General features: G+C 74.9%; 2 protein-coding genes. Both read right to left on the reverse strand.

Going from position 1 to position 26,304, the window contains the following annotated elements; genetic code table 11:
* Positions 1-121: 121 nt before the first annotated feature.
* Positions 122-760, reverse strand: a complete 639-nt coding sequence (locus tag OG206_RS07590; protein ID WP_327113572.1) for a type VII secretion system-associated protein — start codon at positions 758-760, stop codon at positions 122-124.
* A complete protein-coding gene (locus tag OG206_RS07595) occupies positions 753-26,288 on the reverse strand; it encodes a lonely Cys domain-containing protein (protein WP_327113574.1) in 25,536 nt (8,511 codons plus the stop codon). The genes OG206_RS07590 and OG206_RS07595 overlap by 8 nt, the downstream gene beginning before the upstream one ends.
* Positions 26,289-26,304: the final 16 nt, after the last annotated feature.

Consider the following 26,304-nt stretch of genomic DNA (forward strand, 5'->3'; position numbering starts at 1 on the left):
GGCGACGCCGCGAGGTGGGTGCACGGACGCGGGGAGGGCGCAGGACGAGCGGCGGCCCGGCCGGTCCCCCGGCCGGGCCGCCGCCGCGTCCGGGTGTGCGGCACGGACGCCGGCACGGGCGTCAGGACGGCGGCGCCGGCCGTGCCCCCGCCGTGTCTCCCGGCCCGTCCCCGCCCGGTGGTGCCGCTGCCTCCCGCAGCGCCTCCGCGAGTCCGTCCGTGGCCAGCACCATGCCGACGGGGGCCGAGCTGTTGAGGCACAGGCTGTGACCCGGAGGCATGCGGGCGAGCAGGTCCGCGACCAGCAGCGTCACGTATCCCAGTCCGGCGGCCGTGAGGTAGCGCGGGGAGGTGTAGACCGGGACGACCGCGGTGCCGTCGGGGGCCGAGGCGCTCACCGGCTCACCGTCCGCGGTGACCAGGACCGCGACCTCGGCACCGGCCAGGGCGGCGGTGACCCCCTCGGCGGGGCCGTACCCGGTGGTGGCGCGCTGGACGGCGCGGTCCACGTCGTCGGCGGGCTCGGGCCATCCCCGCGCCTCGGGCGACGGCCGGTAGCCCTCGTTGTCCTCCCATTCGACGATCTCCCCCGCGGAGTCGGAGCGCCACTGCCCCACCACGGCCCAGTCCGGCGGCGTTCCCTCCCCCTGCCATGCGGGATCGCTGAGGTAGAGCCAGTGGTCGGGTGCGAGCCTGGCCGCCCGGACGAACTCCGCGGGCGGTGCGGGAGAGGCGGGGCCGTCGGCGCCGGGGTCAGTCATCGTGTCCTCGCTTGCTGGGTGTACCGGAGTCGCTGCCGGGCGCGGGCAACGGCGGCTCGACGGGGCGGGGGCCCTCCTGGGGCCCGGCCGGGTCGACGGGCCGCGCCTCCCGCCAGTCGGCGGCCGTCGGGCTGGTCAGGGTGGCCAGGGAGTCGGCCAGCGTGGGTACCGAGGTCCCCGCGTCGTCCGTCCCGGTAAGTTCCACCGGGAACGGGCTCCACCACACGCTGCGGCCCAGCCGCTGGGCGATCAGGTCCGCGACGACGGACGCCGGCCCGCCGAGACCGTCGAGCACGAGAAGCACCGGGGTCGAAAGGTCCTTGCGCCGCAACTCGATGTCCGCTGCCAGCAGTTCGGCGAACTCGGCGGCAGGCACCCGGTACGACGCCCCGCCGAAGGTCACGTCGAGGTGGTCGCTGTCCTCGAGGTCCACGGACGCCCGCACCATGTGGGGGACGGGCTTGTCCTTCCCGAAGGCGTCCTGGCCGGCCCACGGTGCGTCGACGAGTCCGCCCGGCGCCCGGAACTTCCCCAGCTCGGGCAGGAAGGCCGAGCCGTCCTTCCAGTCGCGTCCGCCGCCCATGGCCGTGCCCATGGTCGTGGGCGGCACGGCCGCGTCGAAGGCACCGCGCGCCTCCAGGTCGTACGCGGCCGCCACGTCCGGGTCGGCCATGTCCCGGCCCGCCGCGAACCCCCGGGTGAGCAGGGCCGGCGCCTCGCCCCGCAGCGTGTCGTCCACCGCGACGGCGGGGTCGAGGTGCAGCACCTTCGTGGTGAGAGCGTCGGCGTCCGGACCGGCGGCGAGAAGCGTCTCCTCGGCCCTGACCCGTGCCCAGAACATCCGCGCCCGGTCCGCCCCGCCGGGTGTGGAGTGCTTCGGCGCGGGAGGTGCGGCCTCGTCCACCGCCGCCGTGTCCTGAAGCCACCGGGCTGCCGAGTGCAGTACCGGCAGGTCGACGAACCGGCTGACGGTCGGGGCGGACCCGGACTGCCACTCCTGCGCGGCGGCGGCCAGAACGCGGCGGGTGGCCTGCCGGTCGACCCCGGTCGCGGCCTCCGGGTGCGCGGCGATCACCCGGCGCAGCAGGTCGGGCGAGAACGGGCCGGTCGCGCCGAGGTCCGGATCGGCGTGCCACATGTTGTCGATCGCGCCCGCCCCGCGGATCAGGGTCGCGAAGTCGTCGGCGTCCTCGACGTCGGGCCCGAACACCAGCCGCAGGGCACGCACCAGGCGCAGCATCTCGGCGCGGCTCCGCGCCGACGGTTCGCCCTCGAAGCCGGCCGTCAGTGCGAGCCGGTCCAGCTCGGCCTCGTCGGGCTCCGGACGGCTGGTCTCCCACCACCAGCGCCGTCCGCGCGCGTCGGTGAACAGGACCCGCACGGGGTCGTCCTGGTACCTGAACGCCCCCTGGAGCGCGTAGGACAGGCGTACCTTGCGCCCCGTCACGTTCGCGAGGTGCTGCCCGAGGGAGATCGCGTCGTCGGCGAGGGGATCGGCGGCGAACGGCACGGGGAAGGAGTGGCCCGCCTGCGACAGGTCCTGCGTGGTGGCGTCCCGGGGGGCCGACGAGTAGCAGACGACCATGTCGATCCAGTGGTCGCGGGGCAGGCTCGACAGGCTCTTGCGCCGCCGCAGCCACTCCCCCGCCTCGCGCCGGCCGGCCGTCCTCGAACCGCCGTCGGCCAGGGGCATCATCAGGCTGCCCGGGAGCCCGTGGCCCGCCAGGTGGTACGCCTTGTCCTTCGGGCCGGGGTCCTCCAGCGGCAGTTTGGCGGAGTACGTGCCCGTGGCGGGGTTGTAGTGGACGAACAGCGTCATCCGGTCGAGACGGCTGAAGTCGTCCTCGCGCGACCCGGCGAGTTCGCCGGGTTCGTGCAGGCTGCGGCCGATCTGCTGTCCGGTCAGCGCGCTGACGATGGGCTGGGTCAGCACCTCGCGGTGCCAGTCCGGCGCGCCGCCGTCCGCGTCGGGTGCCAGGCCGGGCCGGACCGGGACCCAGGAGCCGTGCGGCAGCCCGTCCTGACGGACCACGGCGAGGGTGATGCTCGCGGCGGGGTCGGGGTGGCGCCGCGCGAGGCCGCTGTGCACCCAGACGGTCCGGCCGGTGCGTTCGGCGAGCTTCCTCGGCAGTTCCAGGTACCGGTCGCCGGCGTACGGGACGGCCAGCACGATCGGCGCCCCGGCCGGCAGGCTCTGCCCGGCCAGGTCGGCCGCGACCAGTTCGGCGAACGTGTCGGCGTCGAGGTCCCGTGTCGTCCCGTCGGGCAGCCGGGCCGTCACCCTGTCGTGGCGCCCGTCGGCCAGGACGGCGTACGGGGTCACGTCCCACGGCCACGGTGCGAAGTCCGGGCCCGGCGTGGGACTGAACCCGCCCGCCCGGTCGGGCGCGAGGTTGTCGACGAACATGGTGTCCAGTTCGGCGGTGTCGGTTCCGGTCCAGTTGAGGCCCGGTACCCGGCTTCCGGCCACGGAGACGTAATGGGTGCGGTCCGCCGCGAGCACGCCCTGCTCCTCCAGGGAGAACGCCGTGAGCGCGGCGAGGCCGGACGCCCGCCCGGCGGCGAGCGCCCGTCCGGTCATCGCGTAGAAGTCCCGGCGCGTCTCCGGGTCGACGGGCACGAACGGCTCCAGGTGGAGAACCCGCCGGGCGACCGCGTCCACGTCGAACGCTCCGGCACGCAGCTCCCGGTCCTGGCCGCGCAGCGCGTCCAGGGCCTCCACCGCCGCCGCGTGCCCCGGCACGGTGACGGCGATCGTGGCCTGCCGGCCCAGGTCCGTTCGGTCCACCTGCCCGGACGAGCCCACGGTGACACTCCGGCCGGGCACCCGGGTCCGGCCCCGCGAGGGGCCGGGCACCCGGGTCCGGCCCCGCGAGGCGATCGCGAAGTCCAGTACGGACAGGGGTCGCTGACTGCCCGGCAGGTTCTGCTGAAGGGTGCCGAGTGCCTGGTCCAGCAAGTGGACGAAGAGTTCGCGGGCGGCCCGCGCACGCTGGTCGCCCCTCTCCCGGGCGGCTCGCTCCCGGTCCTGTGCGGTCCCGGTCCCGCGCGCGTCGGCGCCGTAGCCCGCTATGCCGATCTTCGGCAGCGGCACCCGCGCACGCCGGTTGCGCAGACCGGCGTGCGCCACGCGGAAGGCCAGCTTTTCGACGCTCTCCCGCGCCTCGTACGAGGGCTGCGTCCGCCCCTGGCCGAACTCCACGAGGCTCAGCCGGGGCAGCGCGGCGAGCGGCCCGGCCGACGAGGCTGCCACCGGTGCGACGAACACCGGCTGCCCGTCGCCGGTGTCCAGGGCCGTCATGTCCAGGCCGGTCATGTCGAAGTCGGCCGTGTCGAAGTCGGCCGTGTCCGGATCCGGGAGGCCGGGCCCGGTCATGTCGAAGTCGAAGTCGAAGCCGAAGTCGCCCGAGCCGGTGTCGTCCACGTCGAGGCCGTCCAGGTACGACAGGTCGAGGTCGGGCATGTCGAGGTCCGGCATGGCCGCCCCGGTGCCCGACTGCACGACAGGTGCGCCGTCGACGGTGGTGTCCACGGCGGGCACCGTCCAGCGCGGCCGCAGACCGAGGCCGGATCTGAGGGTGTCGGCCAGCTCGACGGCGGACTCCGGCACCGGCCCGTTGCCCGTGCCCGCGTCCAGCAGATGGCCGGCGACCCGGCGCACCGAGCTGCGGAACCCGTCGCCGGCGTACCGGGAGTCGGCGAGCACCGGGTGCGGCTCGGCCGGGAGCACCAGCAGGACGGCGGCGGCCCAGGCACGGACCAGGTCACTCTCGTCCGCGCCCCCGGGGGCCGCGTCGGCGAACGCGGCGTACGCCTGCGACCACAGCCTCCGCGACGCGCGCGCGGCGACCGTGTCCAGCACGCCGGTCCACGGACCGGTGCCGGACATCCGCACTCGGACCAGGTCCAGCGGGGTCAGTGCGCCCGCGGGCAGCCTGCCGTCGCCGCGCAGGACCATCTCGGTCCGCAGTCCGTGGGTGAGGGTGACACCGGCGGCGTCCAGGTCCGTCGTGCCGACGGTCTCCCCCGCGCCGGGCGTCGGAGGTGCCGGCGGCAGGTCGGCCTCGGTCACCTGCCCCGCGATCCACCGGCGGTGGGCGGCATCCCTCGGCACGACCGGAGCCGCGCCCTCCGCCTCGGGCCCACTCCCTCGGGCCTCGTCGAGTGCGCCGGGAGTGACGCCGAGGACCCGGAGCCGGGCCTCGGCGTCCTCCAGTCGCCGGCGCGCCTCGTCGGCACCGGCCCATGCGGCCGTCGTCCCGTCACCGGTGTCCCGCTCCTCCACGCCGGCTGCGGCGGTCGTGTCGCCGAGCGCGGCCAGCGCCCGCGAGTGGGCCTCCCACGCGGCGGCGAGGTCCGCGGTGGCGGAGTCCGTGCCCGTGGCGGGCGTGCCGGGTGCGGCAGGCATCTGTGGCAGCGGGCGGTCCGGGCGGGCGCGGGCAGGACGGTGCGGGAGCACGCGGGCGCCCGCACCGGCCTCACTTGCACCGGCGCCCGTGCCGGACGGCGCCCGGAGCTCGTTCAGCAGGGCCTGGGCGTGCTCGTCCGGGAAGAGCCCGTCGCGGGCGACGTTCTCCCGCAACTCCTGCTCGTCGAGCGGATAAATGTCCCAGTACCGCCCCCAGTTGTCGGTGTAGTCCAGGGACGGGTCGTGCCCGGGGACGTCGTCCAGGGCCAACTGGGCGCCGCGCATCACCTCGTGGACGGTGTGGTGACCCACGGTCAGCGAGATGGCCATCATCCCTGCCCGGATCAGACCGAGATCCAGGTCGAGGCCCCACTGCTCACGCATCCGGGCGGCGTGGAGCATGAAGCGGTACGTCGATCCGGCGGTGCCCGTGGCCACCAGACCGCCCGAGTCCTCGGAACTCCCCTGGAAAGCGGCGCTCATGGCGATGTCGTACACCGATGTCGCCGGGATCCAGGTCAGGCCCGCGTCGTCGACAGCGAACCTGCGCTCCGCCTCGCTCAGCGGCGGACGCGCGGCATCCGGACGCGCCCGGGTCACCACCGATGCCTGGAGTTCCCGCACCGCGGCCTCCTTCTCCGCGGCGGTCAGGTCGTCCGACGCCTGGATCTCCATGGCACGCCGCATGAACTCGGCGTAGGCCTCCCGCTGCCGTCGGCTCGGGCGCTCCGCGGCGATCTCCGGGTGCTGCTCCTCGGCGCCCCCGAGCATCTCCGGCACGAGATCGTTGGAGATGCCCTCGTACAGGAACGCCACGAGTTCCCGCAGGTTCCCGCTCCGCACGACCCGCTGGAGCGCTTCGCGTGACGTGCCGACGACGCCCGCCTTGAACTTGCTGGTGTCGCCGAAGGTAGCCAGCGCACGCGGATGCCGCTGCCGGGTCGCCGCCCACGCGGCACTCGCCATCTTGCGGAACTCGGCGGTCACCGCCTCGTTCTCTGCCAGGTACTCGCCGAGCCGCCTGTCGAAGGCGACCGACTCCTCGGCGTAGCGGATGCGTGCCAGGACCCACGGCGGTGCGTCGCTGTTCCTGCGCTCCGGGCTGGGCTGCGGGGAACGCCCGGGCGGCCGGGACCTCGGGCGCCCGGGAGTGGTCCCGGAGCTCTTGGGCCGGTCCTCGGACGGCTCGGACGTCGGCCCGGGTTCGGACGTCACCGGTTCGGCGGTCGCCGGCCGGGTGGCGGCGGCCTCCACGGACGGGGAGTGCCCGCCGGCCGGCGTGCCGCTGCCCGACGGCGCCGACGGGACGAGCCGGTGATCGTCGATCTCGATCGTCACGACGCGTCCCCGGTCCGGGTCGGTGGCGCTCCGCACCCGCTTCGCGGACTTGGTGAGGCCGAAGTCCCGTACGCCGACGCGCGGCCCGGACGCACCGCTCTGGAAAGTGTTCAGGACCTGGGCGAGCCGTGCCCCGAGAGCCCCGGCGACGGCGTCGGCCCGCGCCCGGCCGCTCGCCTGCGAGCGGTTGCCGTGCCCGGTGACGGTGATCGACGGCATCGGCAGGCCGTGGGCGCGGTTCCACAACCCCGCGCGTGCCAGCGTCATTGCCAGGCCGTCGATCGCGTCGTCCGCCTCGGCGGGAACACCGTGCTCCTTCTCCGCGAAGCGGATGGTCTGCTGGTGGCCGCGCGGCGTGTGGCCGTGCAGCACCACCGTCGTGAGCGGGTTGGCCACGGCCGGAGAATCCCCGGACAGGAGGGCCGCGTTGATCTCGTGCGCCGATTCACCAGGCCGCTTGCTGTACGCCCGGAAGAACCACAGGTCCTTGTTCTCGATCACCGGTGCCGCGGCCCGGATCAGCTCCCTGGCCCTGGAGCGTGCCTCGTCCACCTCACGCAGCGCCAGGGCGTGTTCGGGGCGGTCCTCGTCGAAGTACCAGGGCAGTTGCTGTGCCTGGTGGACGTCGGCCAGGGACCTGGCCGCCTTCGCGAAGCCCTCCAGGCGGGCGGTCTCCGCCTCGTCCGCCCCGTCACGCCGCGCCGCGTCCAGGAGTTCTTCGGCCTCGGTGGCCAGCGCGGTGAGTTCGTCCTCGCCGTAGCGGTCGAGGTTCTCGTCGATGACGGCGTCGAGGACGTCGGCCGTAATCCCGCTCCGGGAGTGGGTCTCGTTCTCCAGCGTGATCTGGTGGGTGCCGTCCTCGCCGGCCAGCACGACCTGCGCGAAGTGGTACGGGGCGTGCGGGCCCACCGGGTCGCCGGGTTTGGCGTGGTTGTGCGTGAACAGCTGGGCGCCGCCGTCGTTCGTGGTGCTGATCGACTGGATGAGGTAGCCCTCTCCGACCCCCGCCCACGCGTACTCGTTGACCCCGATACGCCGCGCGGCGGCGGCCAGCCGGGGTCGCAGCGGGTTGTCCTGCGGCTCGTAGCTCAGGGCGCTGCCGTACTGCTTGCCCGGGGTGGGGGCGCCCACCACACCGCCGGTGAAGCGGTTGTCCAGTGCCGTCCGGCCTGCCGCCCAGCGTGGGGTGACGTCGGTGGCGGCGCGCGTGCCGCGGGCGACGTCCACCAGGGCGCCGGCCAGGTGGTGCGTTCCGGTGACCTCGCGGCCGTGCATCCCGTTCACCGGTGCCGTGGTGACGGCGCCGCCGGGGCCGCGGAAGGCGATGTGGGACAGGGGTTCCGTCGCCGAACCGGCCACCATCCGGGCGAAGTCCCGTGTGAAGGCGTGCTCCGAACCGCCGGACGGCGTCAGGAACTCCGGTTCCACCCGGAAGAGGGGCTCGCCGTAGGAACCGTCCTTCTTCGGCAGCAGCACCCCCACCGATTCGTCGGCCTTCAGGCGTACCCCTGCTCCGGCCGCGGCCAGCCGTGCCGACGAGCGCTCGATCGCCGTGCGTGTGGCGAACGCCTGCGGGCTGCGCCCGGTCGCACCGTCGTCGGCCGCGAGCGTCGCCAGTGTCCGGTCCTCGGAGATGTGCAGCGGCGGCCGGTCGGCCATGAGCACGCGCGCGTGGTCCTGGCGCGGCAGGACCAGTGGGAGCGTGTCGGGGCCGCTGCCCTGCCCGGCCCTGACCTCGCCGACGGACCGCGGGAGCGGCGGGGTGAACAGGACACCGGTGCCGCGCCGGTCGATGACTCCGTAGTCGCGTGTCGTCAGCGGCCGGGGGCGACGCGCCTCGATCTGCCGTTCCAGGACCGCCTGATCGGCAAGCCGGTCGAACTCCGCGTCCCCGTCGCTGCTGGACCCGTCGCTGCCGGCCCGGTCGTCCGTGTCGTCCGGGCCGGAAACGCTGTCGGCGTCGCTCCCGCTGCTGAGGTCGCGGGCTCCGGGCAGCCCGCCGTCGGCGGCCGGGTCGGTCGAGGCCCAGCCCGCGCCGCTGTCGCCGTCCGCCGGTTCCAGGATCAGGTGGCGGGTCCCGGTGGCGGGATGGGTGTCCAGGACGGCCGGCGCCTCGGGGCGCCAGACGCGGCGGCCCGTGGTCCCGGCGACGAGGGAGGCGACCGTCGCGGCGTACTCCTGGGGGAGCGCGAGGACGATGTCCGCGCCGCGGGGGCGCCTGGGGTCGTACGAGATGAGCATCGCCAGCTCGTACGCGCTGTCCACCCGGAAGGTCCGCCCCGGCATGGCGATCTCCACGGCGCGGCCGGCCGCCTTCGCGACGACCACGTACGGGTTGCGCCACGGAGCGGGCCTGGGGACGACCCGGCCCCGCCCCCGGACGGCGTACGACGCCGTCTCGGGGGCGGCCCGCCCCGGCCCGGTGTAGTCGCGCCCCACCGGGCTGCCTGTGCCGTCGCGCAGGAGGGTGGGCTCGTCGAGCGCGCCCCGTCCGGTCTCGATCTGCCGCTCGATGAAGTACAGGGCGAGGTCGTCGGTGGTGTCGAGGTCGTCGGACGAGGCGTCGAGCGCCAGGGAACCGAGCAGCTGGACGTCCGCGGCAGCCGGCCTGGCCCGGCTCCCCATGTGCAGGACCTGCCGGGTGACGCGGATCAGGCCGTCGCGCAGCGCCTGCTGCGTCGGCCGGGGTCCGGCTTCCGCCCGGACGAGGTCGTACACCGCCTCGGAGGTCTCCCTGAGCCGGTCGCGCGGGACGCTGCCGCGCAGCGGGCCGAACAGCAGGTCCAGCCACTCCGGATCTGCCCAGCCCGGGGGTTCGGCCTCGTCGTCGGATTCCGTGTCGGACTCCGACTCGTCGGACGCCTCCGTCAGTGCGGGGAGCGCCTCGCCGGGAGGCAGCGGGGGCGGCACCGAGCCGTCGGGACCGGTCTGCGGGGAGGCCGCGGGGAGCGACACCGGGTCGACCCACACGGGTTCCCGGCGCTCCGGCGTCGCGTTCTTCCGCGCGTCGGCCCAGCTCGTCCCCTCGGGCGGGGTGTACGGCTCGATGTCCCCGGCCACCGCGGCCCACAACTGGAGGTGGCGCGGGCGCAGACCGCTCTGCGCGAGACCGTAGGGGGCCGTCTCGCGGAACGCGCCGAGCAGGCTGCCCGGTGCGTCGAGCCGGCGGGGGTTGCCGGCGTCGCGGGCCTCGTCCCGCAGGAACAGCTGGTGCGCGAGTTCGTGCGCGAATTCCACCGGGTCGGCGTCGGCCCACCACGCGCGCTGGTTCATCCGCTGGTCACGGCCGACGAGATCGACCGTCAGGTGGGGTTTCCCGTCGGAAGGGACCCGCTCGACGGTGACGTGCAGCCGGTCGCCGTTGGGCAGTTCGTGGCCCGGCTCGTTGTAGAACTCCCGTACGCCCTGGAGCACCCGCGCCATGACGGCGTCCGTGTCGTGCCGGCCGTCGCCGTCGCCGTCGCCGAAGGCGATCCGGACCGTGAGGTCGGTGACGGTCTCGCCGCCGTGGGTGAAACGCCGCACGTCGAAGGCGGACCGCACGACGAACCGCGGCCGGTCGTCCAGGCGGGCGCGGGGCGCGGACGGCTCCCCGGCGGAAGGTGCCGATTCGACGGGCGGGGTGGCGGAGGACGGGTCGACGGGGGCGGCGGGGGACGCGTCCCCCGGGGCGGTGGAGCCGGTGGTCTCCCGCAGCGGGATGCGGAGGGCGGAGTCGCCGTCGCCCTCCGGGACCAGGTAGAGGGCCGACGAGTCGGCCACGATCCGGTGGGGCGCGGAGTCCTGGTCCAGGTCGGCCATCACCGGCGCGAGGGTGTCCATGTTGGCCACGCGGCCGATCCAGCCGCTGTCGCCGCGCAGGATCGCGCCCGTCGCCCCGTGGACGAAGTCGTGCCCGAACCGCGTCCAGCCGGTCGGCGGGATCTCCTCACCGTCGGGAAGCCTGACGTGCCCGGTGTCGGCGACGTCGTAACGGAACGGCTCCGAGCGGGACTCGGCGGACCGTGTGTAGGTGAACCACTGGTCCGGCCGGCGGCCCGGGGCGGCCGGCTCGTCGTGCGGGGCCGTGAGGGCGGGGGCCTTGCCCTTGTCAGAGGTCCCGGCATCGGTGTCCGCGGGATCTCCGGTCTCCGGCACGACGGCCCCGGGGACATCGGTGGCGGACACCACGGATTCCACGTCGACACCACCGTAGCGGGGCCGCATGACGGTGATCGGGTGTCCGATCGGCCACTGCTCCGCCACCGGGTCGAGGCCGTCGTCTCGCGAGCCGCCCGGCAGGCCGCCCTGCTGCGATCCGACGCGCGGACCGCGCGTGGCGACCTGCCGCGGACCGCCGCGGTGGTCCTCGACGGTGATGTCCACGGTGCCGTCGGCGGTGTCACCGGTGGACGCTCCGCGCCCGGAGACCGGGACCGGCTCGACGGTGAACCGGTCGGCGCCGATGTGGGGTTGCGGGGTGCCTTCCTGGAGCGCCGCGAGCGCGTCGGCGAGTTCCTGCCGGAACGAGGCCGCGACCGCCTCGGCGCGCACCCTCGCGAGGTCCCTTCCGGTGAAGCGCCCGGCGCGTCGGCTGCTGACCCGGACGTCCGGCAGCGGCAGCCCGTTGGCGGCGTTCCACAGCGCCGCCCTGGCCACCACCTTGGCCAGGTGCCGGACGGAGTGCTTCGCGCCGTCGGGGGTCTGCTGGACACCCTTGCCGAACGAGACGGACACCGGCAGTGCCTGCTGGCCGCGGAGCACGACGGCGGTCAGCGGATTGGCTTCGGCGGAGGGGCCGTCGCCCAGCAGTTCGGCGTTGGTGTCGTGCGCGGACTCACCCGGCCGCCGCGAGTACATCCGCATGTACCACTGGTGCTTGCCCGGGATGACCGCTTCCAGCTGACCGATACGGAGCGCGGCGGCGCGGGTGGCGCCTTCCAGCGTCCGCTCGGCGGCGGCCCGCTCCGGTGATCCCGCGGCCGCCGCCCGGGCATCCGTCTGCGCCTGCTTGGCCCTGACGAGCGCGAGGGTCAGGTCCAGGTGGCCGCGCAGTTCCACGAGGTGCTCAGCGCCGCCCTCCTCCTCCAGCCGCTCGACCTCCTGGCGCAGCCGTGACGCCATGTCCCGCAGCTCGCCCAGGTCGTGGTTGCGCAGGTTCGCCTGGACGGCACGGCGGTGCCGGTGGTTGCGCACGGAGGCCCTGGCGTGGTTCTCCAGGGAGATCTGGTGGCTGCCGTCCTCGCTGGCCAGGACCACGGTGAGGAAGTGGTAGCCGAAGTGCGCTCCGCCGGATTCGGTCTGCGGCTTCGCGTAGTTGTGCTCCAGGCTGGGCTGACCGTGTTCGCCGGGCGCCGCGACGGACTGGACGACGTACCCCTCCCCGATGTCGGCCCACGCGTGCTCGTTGACCCCGATGCGGCTCGCGGCGTCCGACAGGGCGTCACGTCGCGGGTCGGTCTGCTGGGCGAGGCTGAGCGCGCTGCCGTACGAGCGGCCGGGCAGGGGACCGCCGTCGCCGCCGGTGGGCCGGTCGTCCTGCCGTACGAGCGACGCCGCCCACTCCGGGTCCGCCAGGTCCGGGTCGTCGTCCCCGTCCGCGACACCGCCCAGGGCCTCGGCGAGGTGGTGGGTACCGGTGACCTCCGCACCGTCGGAGGCGTTGACCGGGGCGGTCACCACCGGGCCGCCCGCGGGCGTGCGGAAGACCATGTGCGATGTGCGGGAGGCGCCGGCCAGCATGTCGGCGAAGTCCCTGCAGATCTCCTCCGTCGACCGCCCCGAGCCGGTGAGGAACACGGGCGTCACGAGGAACAGCTGTCTGCTGCCCCCGTCGGCGGTGGGCAGGATGACGCTCAGGTCCCGGTCGGCCCGCAGCCGCACCGCCGCTCCCGCGCGCGACAGTTTGGCCGACGCGCGGGCGACGGCCTCGGCCGTCGCGAAGATCTGCTGCCCGTAGGCGCCGTTCTCGACCGCGAGCGTGCGGTCCGAGGAGATCCGCAGGGCGGGCCGCTCGGTGACGAGCGTCTCGTGGTGGTCCTGCACGGACATGGCGAGTTCGGGGGCGTCCTCCCTGCCCGCCAGCGCCCTCGGCGTCTGCCAGTTGCCCCGGAGCCCGCCGGGCCTGCGGAAGAGCACGCCCGTGCCCCGGGTGTCGATGACCCCGTAGTCCGTCGTCGTGAGCGGTTCGGCCCGGCGCGCGTCGGCGCCCGAGCCGTTCCCGTACATGCCGACGATGTCCGCGACGTCACCGTCGTCGCTGTCGTCACCGTCGTCGCTGTCGTCGCTGTCGGCGTGCCGGTCCGGCCGGACGGAGTTCCACGTCCTGCCGACTCCGGCAGGGACCGGCCCGAGCATGATGTGGTCGGTTCCGGTGCGCCAGTCGGTGGACGGACGGGGGGCGTGTTCCGAGTACCAGACCTTCGCGCCGGTCAGGTCCGCGACGTGCTGGGCCAGGGACTCGATGTCGTCGTGGGGGAAGGCCAGGACGACGTCCGCTCCCGCGGGCCGCGCCGGGTCCCGCGCCACGAGCCGGGCGAACTCACCGGGATCGTCCAGCGTGAGGACGCCGCGGGGCGTGTTCAGGCGTACGGAGTCGCCGTCCGCCTGGGCGAGGACCACGTACGGGTCCGACCACAGGGCGGGCCAGGTGCTCAGCAGCCCGTCCTCCCCCTCCACGGCGTACGAGTCCAGGGCCGGCACCGCGTCCCCGGTGCCGGTCCAGTTCCGCCCGGTGCCCTGCCGGGACGCCAACCGGGTGCCTCGGCCCAGGGCGGCGTCATGGCTTCTCAGGTACGCGGCCAGAGCGCCTTCGTCGGCGAGTTGAGCCGGGGACGCGCTGAGCGCGAGCGACCCGAGGACCAGCAGGTGCCGCTCGCCCACCTCGGCGTCCGGGCCCAGGTTCAGCACCCGGGCGGCGAGACCGTGCGGGGTGTCCCCGGCGCCGTTCTGCTGCGGGTGCCGCCGGGCGAGTTCCCGCAGCGACAGGGCCGTGCCGACCAGCATCTCGGGCGGGTAGTCGTCCCGGGCGGCCGTGCCGAAGAGGAGGCCGAGCCACAGCTCGTGCGCGGTCTCCCCGGATTCGTCCTCGCTGTCGGATCCACTGGTGTCGTCGGTGAACCGGAACTGCGCGAGCGCGTCCGCGCCGGAGAGCGTGCTCAGTTCGTACGCCTCCTCCTCACCCGGCAACCCCGGCGGATCGGTGCCGGCCGGCAGCCCGGCCGTGTCCGGGCCCGGCCGTACGGTGCCGCCGGGGGAAGCGGCCCGGCCCTCGGGTGCCTTCTGCTCGGTCTTCGGCCCTTCCTTCGCCTCGGGCGTCAGGGGTGCCTTCGGCGTACCGCTCGTGCCGGGCGTCTTCGGCGTGTCGCGCGTCCCCGGATCGGGTGCCGGGGTACGCGGGGCCACCGGGACGAAGTCGCCGCCGCGGCGGCGGAGCCGGATGTGCGGGGAGTGCGCTCCCGCGGGTCCCGGGTAGGTGTGGGTGGCGCCGTTCTCCTCGATCAGGGTGACGGTGGTGCCCGTCGCGGAGGCGGCCCACTCGGCGACGGCACGGTCGGCCCCCGGCCCCCAGGGGGCCGTGGCGAGGTACCGGCGCAGGTGGCCGGCGCGGGCGTCGGCGCTCGGCCGGGGCGCGCCCGGCCGGATGTTCATCGGCGGTGGTGCGAAGAGGGAGTCGCGTTCGCCGGGGCCGCCGGGCAGGCCGTTCAGCCGCATCAGCTGAGCGGGCGACTGATCGGCGCGGGTGCGCAGCCTGTTCGCCTCGCGCCGTTCCGTGCCGGGCAGTTCGGCTGCCAGGCGCAGGGCCGTGGAGAGGGCGCCGAAGAAGCCGTTGCCGCGGCCGGCGGGGGTGCCCTGGGTGTAGGTGGCGCCGTCGGGGCCGGTCAGGACGCCGTCCCGGTCGAGGCGGTGGCGTGGGCCGGTGCTGTCCGGGGGCGGCATCCAGGGCGGGGTGGTGTGGCTGCGGTGCGCGGGCGGCTGTCCGGACACGGGCCGGGTGCTGTCCGTGCCGGAGGTCGTGGCCGCCGGGGCCGGCAGCGGCGCCGCGACCGGCGCGGGGCTCCCCTGGGGCAGGGCGGCGTGGAAGAAGCCGCCCGTCGTGAAGAGGACGGGGTCGGTGGCCGCGTCGACGGCGGCCGGGTCGGTCCCGTGCGGCAGGAACAGCTGCTCGCGGCCCTCGCCGGTGACCACGGTGAGCGGGGTGCCCATGACGCGGGCGGCCAGTGCGGGCAGCAGGTCGGCGCCGCCGTGGTCGCCGGCCCGGCGCTCGGGCGGTGCCGGTTCGCCGTCCGCGCCGTCCTGGCGCGGCTCGTTCGCGAAGGGGCGGGCGAGGGCGGCGGTGGCCAGCGCGACCCGCTGCGCGGGGGTCGGCCACAGGGTCTGCGGGAGGCGCCCGAACGCGTCGAACTCAGCCTGCTGGGCTGCGGTCAGCCGGATGCCGGCGGAGTCGAGTTCGGCCTGGGTGAAGGTGTCCAGGGCGTCCAGCGCCAGGGCGTCGAGCAGGTCCTCGTTGCCGTCCTCGCCCAGCGCCCAGGCGAGACGGTCGCGAGCGGCGCCGACCGCCTCCGCCGTGGCCGCCGGATCGCCGGGGCCGGCCGCGAACCGCTCTGCGAGCTCGGTCCCGAGCAGGTGCGCGAGCCGCCCTCGGTGCTGGGCGGCGGCGAGCAGGGAGTGGAAGAACGACGCACCGTCGTGCGGCACGTCGTGCACCTCGCGCACAGTGGCGCCGTCCGGGGAGGTGAGGGTGCGCGGCGCAGCGCCGGTGCCGCCGGCGATCCGGTACGGCTCGGGCGCCTCCGAGCGCCAGGCCGGTGCGGTGTACTCCTGCGGCGCGTCCTTCACCGGGACCGAGGCCGAACCCTGGTGGTGGGCCGTGAGGCGGGAGGCGGCGAGGTGCAGCCGGTGGTGGTCCGCGGCGGCCGCGGCGGTGCGCTGCTCCCAACCGCGTACCTCGTCACGGGCGGTCTGCCAGGCGGCGACGGCAGGGGACCGGTCGAGGGCCGGGGGCGGTTCGGCCGGCCGGTGGGAGTCGTCCGCTCCCAGCGCCGCCTGTTCCTCCGCACTCAGGTCGAGCCATGTCTCCCGGGCCCGTGCCCTGGCGTCGTAGTACCCCTTCTCGGCCGCCGCCAGGTCGCCGGCCGCCTTGGCCTGGCCGTCCCAGGCCGCGAGGACCTCCTCGGTGAACGAGGAATCGTCCAGCAGGCCGTAGTCGCGGGCGATGTCCTCGCGCAGCCAGACCAGCGCGGTGGTCTCGGCCTCCGTGGCGCGCGGCCCGCGCTTCGCCTTGCCGAGCGCGAGGAACGGACGGCTGTCGGTGATCCGGTGGTCGACCTCGGCCACCGACAGCCAGCTCACCGGCAGCGCGAAGAGCATGCTCCGGTCGGTGACGACCTTGACGTGGGTGCCGAGGGTGGTGTCCGCGGTGCCCTTGAGTGTCGTCCCGTCGTTCGTGCCGCCGACCGGGAACGTGGCGCCCGGGTTGGTCATCCCGGCGTTGCTGGTGCCGGCCAGGGGCGCTGTGCCCGCCGCGCCCTCGACGTTGTCGGTGATGCCCGCTTCCAGCGCGTCGGAGGTCTTCGCCCGCTGCATGGCCTCCATGCGCGGCTTGTTCTCGACGGCCAGCAGCCGGGCACCGCGGCGGTGCATCTTCGCGTACAGGCGGGAGTCGGCGGTGTGGAACTGGCCGAGGAGGTGGGCGGACGACTGGGTGGGCAGCGACGCGCCGTCGGCGCCGAGCGCCTCGCGGAACCCGGCGGTCAGGCCGCCCTGCGTGGTGGCCTCCTGCTGCGCCTGGGCCGGTGCGGTGCCCAGGCCGGTGAGCGGGGTGAGATGTGCCATGCGCACGCGTGATTCGAGGACGGTGCCGGTGTGCCGCTCGCCGAGGTCGCCGTCGCCGAGTCCGTGGGCCCGGGCGGTGGCGAGGGTCAGGGCGTCCTGCACGTTCGCCGCGCCCCGGATGTCCACGGCGAGGATGCCGGAGCCGATCCGGTCGTCGAAGGGCAGGATGTCCGGATCGGCGCTGCCGTTGGCGTCCCCGGCGGAGGAGGTCCGCCAGGCGGCAATGCCCTCCGGGCGGGCCTGATCGGCGGTCAGCATCGCCACGGCGCGCTGGGGTTCCGGCACGTCCCGCTCCGTGAGCGCGCCGTCGGCGCCGTCGCCGTCCGGGGTGAGCAGGCTCGCCGGGAGGATCTCGTTGAGGCTGCCGACGGGTACGCCGACGGCGCTGGGGGCGAGCGCGTCACCCGCCACGTCCGTCATGGTGACGGTCAGCGTGTAGCTGGTGATGATCTCGGCGTGCGCCTGGGTGGTGGCGATGTTCGGCATCGCGGTGGTGCCGGCGGTCGCGGTCCTGGTGCTCGCCCGCTGCTTCGCGGCGGTTCCCTGGAGCGAGGGGTTCGCCACGAGGATGCCGCTGTCCGCCGCGCGCTGGCCCCCGCTGAGCGTCACGTCGGCGCCACGGTCCTGGGAGGCTGAGGCGGCGTCGTCGCGGGCGGTGGTGCGGTAGTCCTCCAGCTCGTAGCCGGTACGCAGCCTGTCCACCGTGGTGGTGACGGGGGTGAGCTTGAACCTGACCTGTCCGGGGCTGCCGCCGACGGGCAGCTGGAAGGGGCTGGACCAGGTGCGATAGCGGACCGGCAGGGCCATCCCGTCGGTGGTCAGCTCGTGCAGGTGTGCGGCGAGGAAGTCCGGGGAGAGGCGCTGCAGGACCTGTTCCCGGTCGTGCGAGGACACTCCGATCGCCTCCAGCTGCCCCATCAGCTGCTGCGCCGCCCGGGCGCCGTCGAGCCGGCCGCTGGGATGGGTGGGGAAGCGGCGGCCGCGCAGGAAGGGAGGCACCCGGTAACCCCCGCCGAGGTTGCGCGGGGTGGCGGTGCCCAGGCCGTCCGGGGCGAGCCCGGCCTCGATGACGTCCTGCATCGGCAGGTGGAACATCACCGCGTCGCGGATGCGCTGGAGCGCGGCGGCGGCCCGGCGCGGGGCGAGGCTGTTGCCGAGACGCCCGGAGAGCCGGCCGGCCGCGGAACTGACGCGGGCTCCGGCGCCGGTGCCCACCGCGCCCATGACGGCCGTCCAGCGGTCCCGCACCGCGACGGTCTCGACGGTGTCGGCGACCACGAGGTACATCCGCCCGGCGAAGGCGAGGGTGGTGTTGCGCCCCCGGGTCACGGTCTGCGAGACGCCGCGGCCCTTGCCCCACGCGTACTGCAGGGCGGTCGAGTAGGAACCGACCACCGCGGGCCCGCCCGGCGCCTGCTGAAGCGGTGTCTCGGCGCCCTGGAGGCCGAGGGTGGTGCGTGAGACCGTGCTCGCGCTGCCGTTGACGCGGTGCTCGTTGCCGACGGTGGTCTCGAGGCTCGCCGGCTTCGGGTCGCTCCTGACCCGGTAGTTGCTCAGCTCGCCGCGGATGGCCGCCTTGAGGTAATGCGTACGGAACGGCCCGGCACCGTTGAGTCCGGTGATCCGGGAACCGAACGGGCCCAGGTACTGGCCGAGTTGGCCGGCCACACCGAGGTTCGCCATCGCCCTTCGCAGGGCGGTGCGCACCGGGGCGCCGGGCGCGCTGACGTGCCAGGAGGCCCCCGAGGCGCGGTCGGCGGTGTCCTGCATGAGCCGTTGGCGCTCCGGGCCGCCCTCGGCGCTCAGGACCACGTGCGGGGCGCTCAGCAGCTTCGTGGTGAGCTGCCGGTCGGCGGCATCGGACCTCGGCAACGGGCGCGTGCCGTCGAGCAGTTGGTCGGCCTCGGTGGAGGAGAGCTGCCGCGGTGCGGGCGTCGCCACCGGTGCGGGCGCCGGCCCGGTGGCCGGCGGATCGACGGGGGCGTGGCGCTCGGAACCGTGTGCCGCCGGCACGGCCAGCTCCACTCGGCCCACGGTCTCGTTGCCCCGGGTGAACAGGGGCCGCTCCTCGACCTTGCTGACGAAGACACCCGCGCCCAGCAGGCCGACGGACGCGAGTCGCGCCCAGCCACGCGGGCGGCGGTGGCCCTCGAACGTGGCTCCCAGCTCCACCTGGTAGCTGTAGAGGTCGGCGCCGGTCTGGAACATCAGGTGGTCGTGCGTGACCGCGACCGTGTTCCTGGTGGCCTTCTGGTCGGTCCTGGCGTGACGGGCGCCGACCGCCACGCTGCCGGCCTGGCGAGGCAGTCCCGCGTCGGGCACCTTGTCGTGGTCGCGCGGCGAGATGCCCAGTTCGACACCGCCGGAGAGGGTGATGGACGCCTGCTGCCCCTGGCCGGAGACCTCGGTGCCGATGACCGCGTTACGCAGCGAGCGCTCGCTCATCGTGGACTCGAACCGCCGGTCGGTGAGGCGCGCCCTGAGGATCAGGGTGTGGTGACCACGTCGCACCTTGCCGTCCTCGGTGAGCGTGACCGGCACTCCCGTCGTGGTCAGGTCGTCCAGGCTCTGCGCCAGGCTGGGCCGGTTCAGTGCCTCGCGCACCTGCCGGTCGTTGTGCAGCGCGGTCCGCATCCGCCCGTCGCCGTACCAGAACTTCGCCAGCCGAGGATGCCGGAGCATGAGCGGCGGGACGAACAGGGAGGGGTACGAGCGGTGCAGCGTGTCCACGACGGCGTCCCCGAAGGCCTGCATGGGGTCCTGGGGAGCGGGCTGCCGGGGCGGCGGCTGGGTCTGCCCGTGCGGCTGCTCCTGGGGCTGCGGGCGGCCGGGGCGGAAGCCCTCGGCCCGGACCTGTCCGCTCAGGTGGACCGGGTCCTCGCGGGTGAGGTACCACGGGACCGGCGGCTCGGCGTCCGGGTGGGGGCCGGTCCGGCCGGGCGTGCGGCTGTCCCAGCCCGCCAGGCGTCGGGCGTCCTGGGTGGAGATCCAGTCCAGTGTGACCACCCTGACCGGGCGGGCGGCGGAGCGCGGTTCACCGGGCTTGCGCACCATCAGCGTGCGCTCCACCCGGTAGAGGGCGACCGGGTGGTTGCGGACGCGGCCGGTGGTCTTCCGTGCGGCGTCCGCACCGAGGTAGTGACCCCGCCCGGTGGCGATGTCCGCCCGGATCAGCGGACCGCCCTGGAGGCGTACGTCGGTCTCCGCGCCGGCGAGGGTGTAGTTCGGCCCGGAGGTGACCTGGAACCCCAGGCGGGTGTCGCGGACGTGCCCCCGCTCGTTCTGGTACGTGGTCTGGGTGAGGTCGCGCAGCTCCGCCTTCACGGACTCCGCGACCAGGGTGGCCCGGTGCGGCACCGACCGCTCCACGATGAGGTGCCCCAGCGGATGCTGCCCGCTGCCGCGGGTCAGCTCCGGCCCGGTGACCGGCCCCGCGAACCGGCCGAACAGGGCGAGGAGCCTGCCGGGGCGGACGTAGGAGACCAGTGTGCGGTGCGCTGAACTCCCGGGCCGTGCACCGGATATCGCGAGTGCGAGATCTTCGGGCGGGTCCGTCAGGTGCAGCCCGGTGGTGTCGGTCATGCGCGGCTCGGCGCCGTCCGGGAAGGTGAGCGTCCTCGGTGCCCGGCGGGGCCCCTTGTAGGGCACGGTCAGGTCGTCCGGCAGCCGCCAGCTCAGCCCGTCGCGCATGGCGAACTCGGCGGTGTGCACCCGCGAGCGCTGCCAGCCGCGGGCCGGACGGGACGTCCTGGTGCCGCTGTTCCCCGTGGGCGCCGGTGAACCCGTGGCCGCGGGCGCCTCGGTGACGCGGTCCACCCGCACCCGGTAGTGGACGTCGTCGAGGTGCAGGTGGGAACCCTCGTGCGCGCGCCATTCGGACTGGTTGTACGCCTGGGTGCCCTGCGTGTAGTCGGTCCTCCGGGTCCAGCCGAGCGAGAAGCCGAGCTTGAGCAGCCAGTTGAGGGGCGGCCCCATGCTCAGTCCGCCCGCGATGCGCCGCCCGAAACCGACGCTGCGCCCGCCACCCGTACCCGCCTGGCCGCGCCGCATGGTGTCCAGCCGCACGGTGCCGCCGTCCACGTCGGAGAACCGCTCCCAGCGGTGGTACGGGATGGCCTCGACCGTCAACTCGTGGCCGACCCCCGACTTCTCCCGGCCCACGAACCGCGCGCCGCGCGGGGCGGTGAACGCGCCGGGCTGCTCGGTCAGCAGCCTCAGCAGGTCCGCCTCGTCGAACTGGGCGCGCAGTTTCGGCGGGAGGCCGCCCAGGATCTCCTCGGCCACCTGCTCGGGCGAGCGCAGGGTGGTCTTGCCCAGGCCGGTGAAGAGTCCGGCCGGCCGGTTCCGCCCGGCGCCGTCGGTCCGGCTTCCGGGGGTGCCGTCGCCCGGGTCGGCGTCCGGATCGATGAGCGTCGCGGGTATCCGGCTGCCGTCGTCGAAGGTGACGGTGCGCGGGGCCGGGCCCGGTGGCCGGGCGTCCTGGCCGGTCATCAGGCGTGCCGGGCGGTGCCGTTCGAGCTGGGTCTCCAGTGGTACCCGGTCGCCCCGGTCGGGGGCGTCGTCGTCGGTGCCGTCGAGGTCGGTGATGCCGCCCATGCTGCGCAGCCACTCCCCGAAGACGGGTGAATCGTCCGGCTCCGGGGTGGTGACCGGGTCCCCGGTGGTGTCAGGGTCCTGCGCGGGCGGCAGCGGGGCCGAGGCCGGGACCAGGGCGTCGAAGTGGTCCGTGCCGTTGTAGCCCAGATGCAGGGTGCCGCTCCGCCCGCCGGGGTTGAGGGTGTTGACGAAGGTGTTGCCCGGCGATTGCGGGTCGGGCTGGACGAGCCGCAGGTCCAGGTCGAGGGTGTGCGCCAGTGCCTCCGGAAGCAGGTCGGCGAAGGGTGAGGCCCACAGCGCGGGGAGCTCGGCCGCCGATGCGACCAGTCCCCTCGCGCCGAGGCGCCCGGCGTCGGCCGGGGTGGGGGCCACACGGGCGAGGTGCGGGTAGTCGCTCTCTCCCAGGATCCGCTGCCACTCCGCGGGATCGCCTCCGGTCACGACGTCCTGTGCGATCCGGTTCCAGAGCCGCGTGATCCGGGTCCGCTCGGCGGAGTCCCGCACCCCGGCGAGCGCGCGCATGCGCAGGTCGTCCACGACGGCGAACACCGGGTCCGGGATCGCCACGGCCACGACGTCGCCGAGTTCGGACCCGGTGATCCTGTCCCGCAGCACGCGCCGCAGGCCGGCGATGCTCCGCGCGGCCCACGCGGGCGGCACGTCCCGGCCGCGCGCGCTGTCGAGCAGCGACCGGAAGAGGCAGTCGCCTCCGCCCGGCGTGTTCAGGCGCCGGAGGGCCAGCCCGTCCGCGTGCACGGCGTCCGCAGCGCCGTGCGTGGTCCGGCTGAGGAGCGTCGTGTCCTCGGCGATGCTCTCCGGCGGGCCCGGAGCCGGCGTCACCTGTTGTGCGGGGCCGGCGGTCGCCGATGACGGAGCATGCAGACGGCGCGTCAGTTCCGCGGTGTCCTCGGGGCCCAGGCCCAGCTCCGACAGCGGCAACGGGGCGCTCGACAGCGACCAGGCGATCCGCGCCGACGGCGCGACGTCGAGGCCGCGCGCGTCCTCCTGGGAGACCTGTGCGGCCGGAGACAGTGCGGGCGGAGGCGCGGACAGCAGATCGTCGAGTGTGGTGTCCGGCTCCGCGCCCTCCCGCAGGCCGGCGGCGGCACGCAGGAACGCGCTGTACTGCTCGGGAGTGGGCTCGCCCGCCGGGTCCGCGCCGGGCCCGGCGGCCGGGGCGCCTGCCGTGGCGCCTCTGGCCGCGTGCCAGTCGGTGACCATCCTGCGCAGCAGGTCCGGTGTCATGCGGCCGTCGCCGTAACGGGACGCGCTGTCGGCGGTCAGCCAGCGCAGACCGTCCACGTAGGCCAGTCCGGCGAGCAGATCGCGGTTCTCCGGCTGCTGTTCGGCGTCCGGGCCGAGCGCGTCGCGCAGCGTACGTATCTGCTGGAGGGTGCGGGCGCGGGTGAACACGTCGGCGGGATCGGGGCCCGCGTGCAGACCCGCGTCGCGGGCCACCCGGTCGAGGTCGGTGCCGCTGGGCTCGGGGGTGAACAGCCGCCAGCGGCCCGGTCCGTCCGCGCCCTCGGTGAGCACCGCTCGGACGTCACCGTCCCGGTCGCGGGCGGTGCCCACCTCGGTGGTCGGCGCGTACACCGGCCGTCCCGTCCGGTTGGCCACGTGCTGCGCCACCGGCAGACCTGCGATCTCCGGCTGCCGTCCGGTCTCACAGGAGAACAGGACCAGCGGCCGGTCCTGATCGCCTTCCTGCGCCCACGCCGTGAGCGCCACACCGAGCTGTACGCCGCTGACCTTCACGCTGGGCCGTGCCGCGTCGTCGGTGCCGAGTGTGACGGTGCGGGACGTGCCGTGGCCCACGAAGTAGTCGGCGCCCTGTTCGCTGTCCGCGCCGGGGAGCGGGGCCGGCGGCCCGGTGAACACGGTGCGGCGGACGGACGGTGGCGCCTCGGTCCCCGCGACGGATTCCGTCCCGGGCCGGGCCGCTGAGGAGGCGGGTGCGGAGACGGTGCGTACGCCGCGGAAGGTGTCCTGGCCCAGCAGCGCTCGTCGTCCTGTGTCCCGTGCGGTGCCGTCCTCGGCCGGGCTCTGCGAGATGGTCAGCATCCGGACGGCACGTCCCGGTGTGGGCCGCGCGGCCCCGTCCGGAACCAGCCGCCGCACCTGGGTGAGGGGCACGGTGTGCCCGTCCAGGGTGATCACGGCCGGTTCGCCCGCGATCTCCGGGGATCCGCTCGTGCCACCGCCGTCCGCACCGCTCTGCTCGGGGCGTACGACGATCCGGGCCCGCGGCGGGACAGGGGGCGTTTGGGGGGGCGCCGCGGGGAAGCTCTCCGCCGGCGGGGGCGAGTTTCCGCCGGTCCCGGCGCCCTGTCCCGTACCGGAACCGGAAGCCTGGCCACCGGTCGCGGTCCCGGTTCCGTCGCTGTCGCCCCCGCCGGACTCCAGGTGCGGGTCGGTGGCCGTCTCGGCGCCGGCACGGGACAGGGTGGCGATCTTGTCCGGGGCGAACACGGTGGCGGCCGGGCCCGTCCCGTTGCTCCGCGGCGGTGTCGCCTTCTCCTGGAGTGCGGCCGGCGGCCCGGCCGGGGAGGAGGAGTCGACGGGACCGCCGCCGGTCGTACCGATGCTCTGGGTGGCCGGGCGGGACACCGGACCGATGGCGTCGGCGAGCGGCAGCAGCACGTCCGCGCCGGGGAAAGCGGTGTCCGTGGCCCCGTCAGCCGTCGGGGCGGGTGCCGGGGCGGCGAGCGGGCGGACGCGGACCGGTGCGCCGGGCCCCTCGCGGGTGAGCTCGGCGGCGGCACGTACCGGGCGCCCTCCCCCGTCCTGCGCGACGGCGGGCCCGAGCACGACGGCCCTGTCGGTACCGGCGCCGTCGAGCAGCTCCGCCGCCTCCGGTGCGCCCTCCCCGGGCGGCGGCACGGCGGAGACGACGATCGTCAGCGGCGGTGCCTGGGTGGCGCCGGGGTCACCGGCGATCGGGGGGACGGCCTTCGGGTCGGCTGCGCCGCCGACATCCGATGCGCCACCGACGGCCGATGCGCCACCGACGGCCTTCGCGTCCCCGGTGCCGGTGAACGAGCTGACGGTGCCCACCTTCTGCGGTGCGGCGACGACGGCGGTGTCCGGAGCGCCGGGCGTGCCGGAGGCCGGAACTCCGGGTGCGTCGGGGGCAGGTGCGGCGGCGGCGCCCGCGTCCGGGGCGGGACCGGTGCCGCCGGCCGGGTCGGGCAGCCCGCCGCCGTCCGGTGTCGGGTCCGTTCCGGCCGGCCCGGCGGACTCCTGCGCGGGGGCGGTCTCGGGAGACGGGGCGGACTGCGCGGATTCGCCGTCGGTCGGCTGCACCCCGTCCGCCGGGGCCGCACCGTCGGCCGGGGCCGCACCGTCGGCCGGGTCCGCACCGTGCGCGGTACGCGCGCCCTGGGGCGGCGTGGCGGACGAAGCCGGTCCCGCGCCGGTCTGGGGCACGCCGCCGGGCCGGGCGCCGCCGCCCGTGCCGGTCGCGGCCGGGTTGGCGGATACGCCGGTGGCGACGGGAGCACCTGCCCCCTGCACCGGGGCCGTGGGGGTGCTCTGCCCGGCCGTCGGACCGGTGTCCGCCCCGAGTGCGGCGGAACCGCTGCCGGGGCCGCCCGTGCCGGTCGCGGACGGGTCACCCACCGCGATCGGCGTGTCGACCGTGACCTGGGTGCCGAAGCCGTCGAGGGCACGGCGGACCTCGTCGGCGTCGACCTGGGCGGCGGGACCGCTCCCGGAAGGCACGACGCGGACCTCGGGCAGCTGCGACAGGCCGGAGTGCAGGCCGTCGCGCACACCGATCTCGGTGCCACCGGGCGGTGTCGCGCCGCGCAGGGCGGCCAGGTCGCGCAGCGCCTGCTCACGGACGTCGGCCGGGCCTTGGTGGACCTGCTGCCACAGCGCGTTCTCCGCGGCGTTCGCGGGCAGTGAGCCCGGCGTGTACGCCGGCGGGTCCACGGTCGTGTACGGCGGCGGGCTCCCCGCGGCGTACGGCGGCGGCCGGTCGCCCGGGACGCTCTGCGGCTGGCCGGTCGACACGGCCGGCGGGGGCGATGTGAGTACGGAGCCTGCGCCACCGGTGGTGTCCGTGTCCGAAGGGCCGCCCGCCCGGTCGGCACCGCCCGGGCGGGGGGCATCCTCGGAGTCACGCGTGCCGGAGTCACCGCCGGAGACGGTGGGGGGCTGGGTGCGCAGCTTGTCGATGACGTGGCGCAGTTCGGCGCCGCTGTTCAGGGCGGTGTCGGTGAGCGTGCCCTCGACCTGGCTGCTGATGCCCGCACCGACGAAGGTGGACCAGCTGGTGGACCAGTCACCGTCGAAGGCGCCCTTGATCAGGATCTCCGCCAGCGCCTCGCCCGAACCGGCGGCGATGAAGTCGGCCGTCCCCTTGATGCCGTAGTGCCCGGCCACCGCTCCGGGCCGGTCGGCGTTGTTGCGTAGGATCTGGTTGTTCCGCCAGAGGTTGAGGTTGTTCCGGAAGGAGAGCGGATCGTTCCGGAAGGTCACCGGCGGATTGTTCGAGGGGCCGGGGCCGTTCGAGTTCGGACCGGGGCGGTCACGGTCGGGGTTCGGGGAGGGGCCGGGATTCGGCTTGGGTCCCGGGCCGGTGTTCTTGAGATCGATGGTCGGGGGGTTCTTCAGGTTCGGGTTGTTCTTGAAGTCGAGATCGGGGCCGTTCTTGAGGAAGTTGTTGTCGAAGCTCTTGACGATGTTCTTCGCGAAACTGTCGAAGATGCTCGTGAAGAAACCGGCCGCGGCACCGAAGGCGGCGGACTTCAGGATGTCGTTCCAGTCGAAGCCGTCGGGCCGTCGGCCGTCCGGCGCGAAGTTCATCATCGCCAGCCGCACGGCGAACGTCGTGAACGCCTCGGCGAACGCCTCGGTCAGCGAGGGCGCCAGGTGCAGCCGCTGGAGGAGGTGGCTGAGGGTGGTGAGGATGAAGAACCGGCTGCGCAGCTTGGCCATCATGATCTGGCTGGCCGACGCACCGCCGGTGAAGAAGGACATCGCGAGGTAGATGGCGATCTCGATGAGCAGCCGGATGATCTCGGCGATGACCTGCCACTTGGACTCCATGATGTCCATGGAGGTCTTGCGGCGGCCTTCCGCGATCTTGTCGAGCTGGTCGGAGAAGTCGCGCAGGTAGTTCTTGCCGCCGTCGTCGATGAGCATGCCCATGGCCCTGCCGTACGACTTGGCGAGGTCGTCGGGCATGGACTCGCCGATGTCGTGGATCGACTTGTCGATCAGCGAGGACAGCCTGTCCAGCTTGCGGCCCAGGCCGGAGTAGGGCCGACGGCTCTCATAGGCGAGGTCCTCGTCGGCGTCCATGAGCCTCTCCCCGGTGAGGATGAAGATCATCGCGTTGACCTCGGGCGAGACCTGGATGCTCATCGGGGACCGTCCTGGG

This window comes from Streptomyces sp. NBC_01341 (genome assembly GCF_035946055.1).
Taxonomy (GTDB): Bacteria; Actinomycetota; Actinomycetes; order Streptomycetales; family Streptomycetaceae; genus Streptomyces.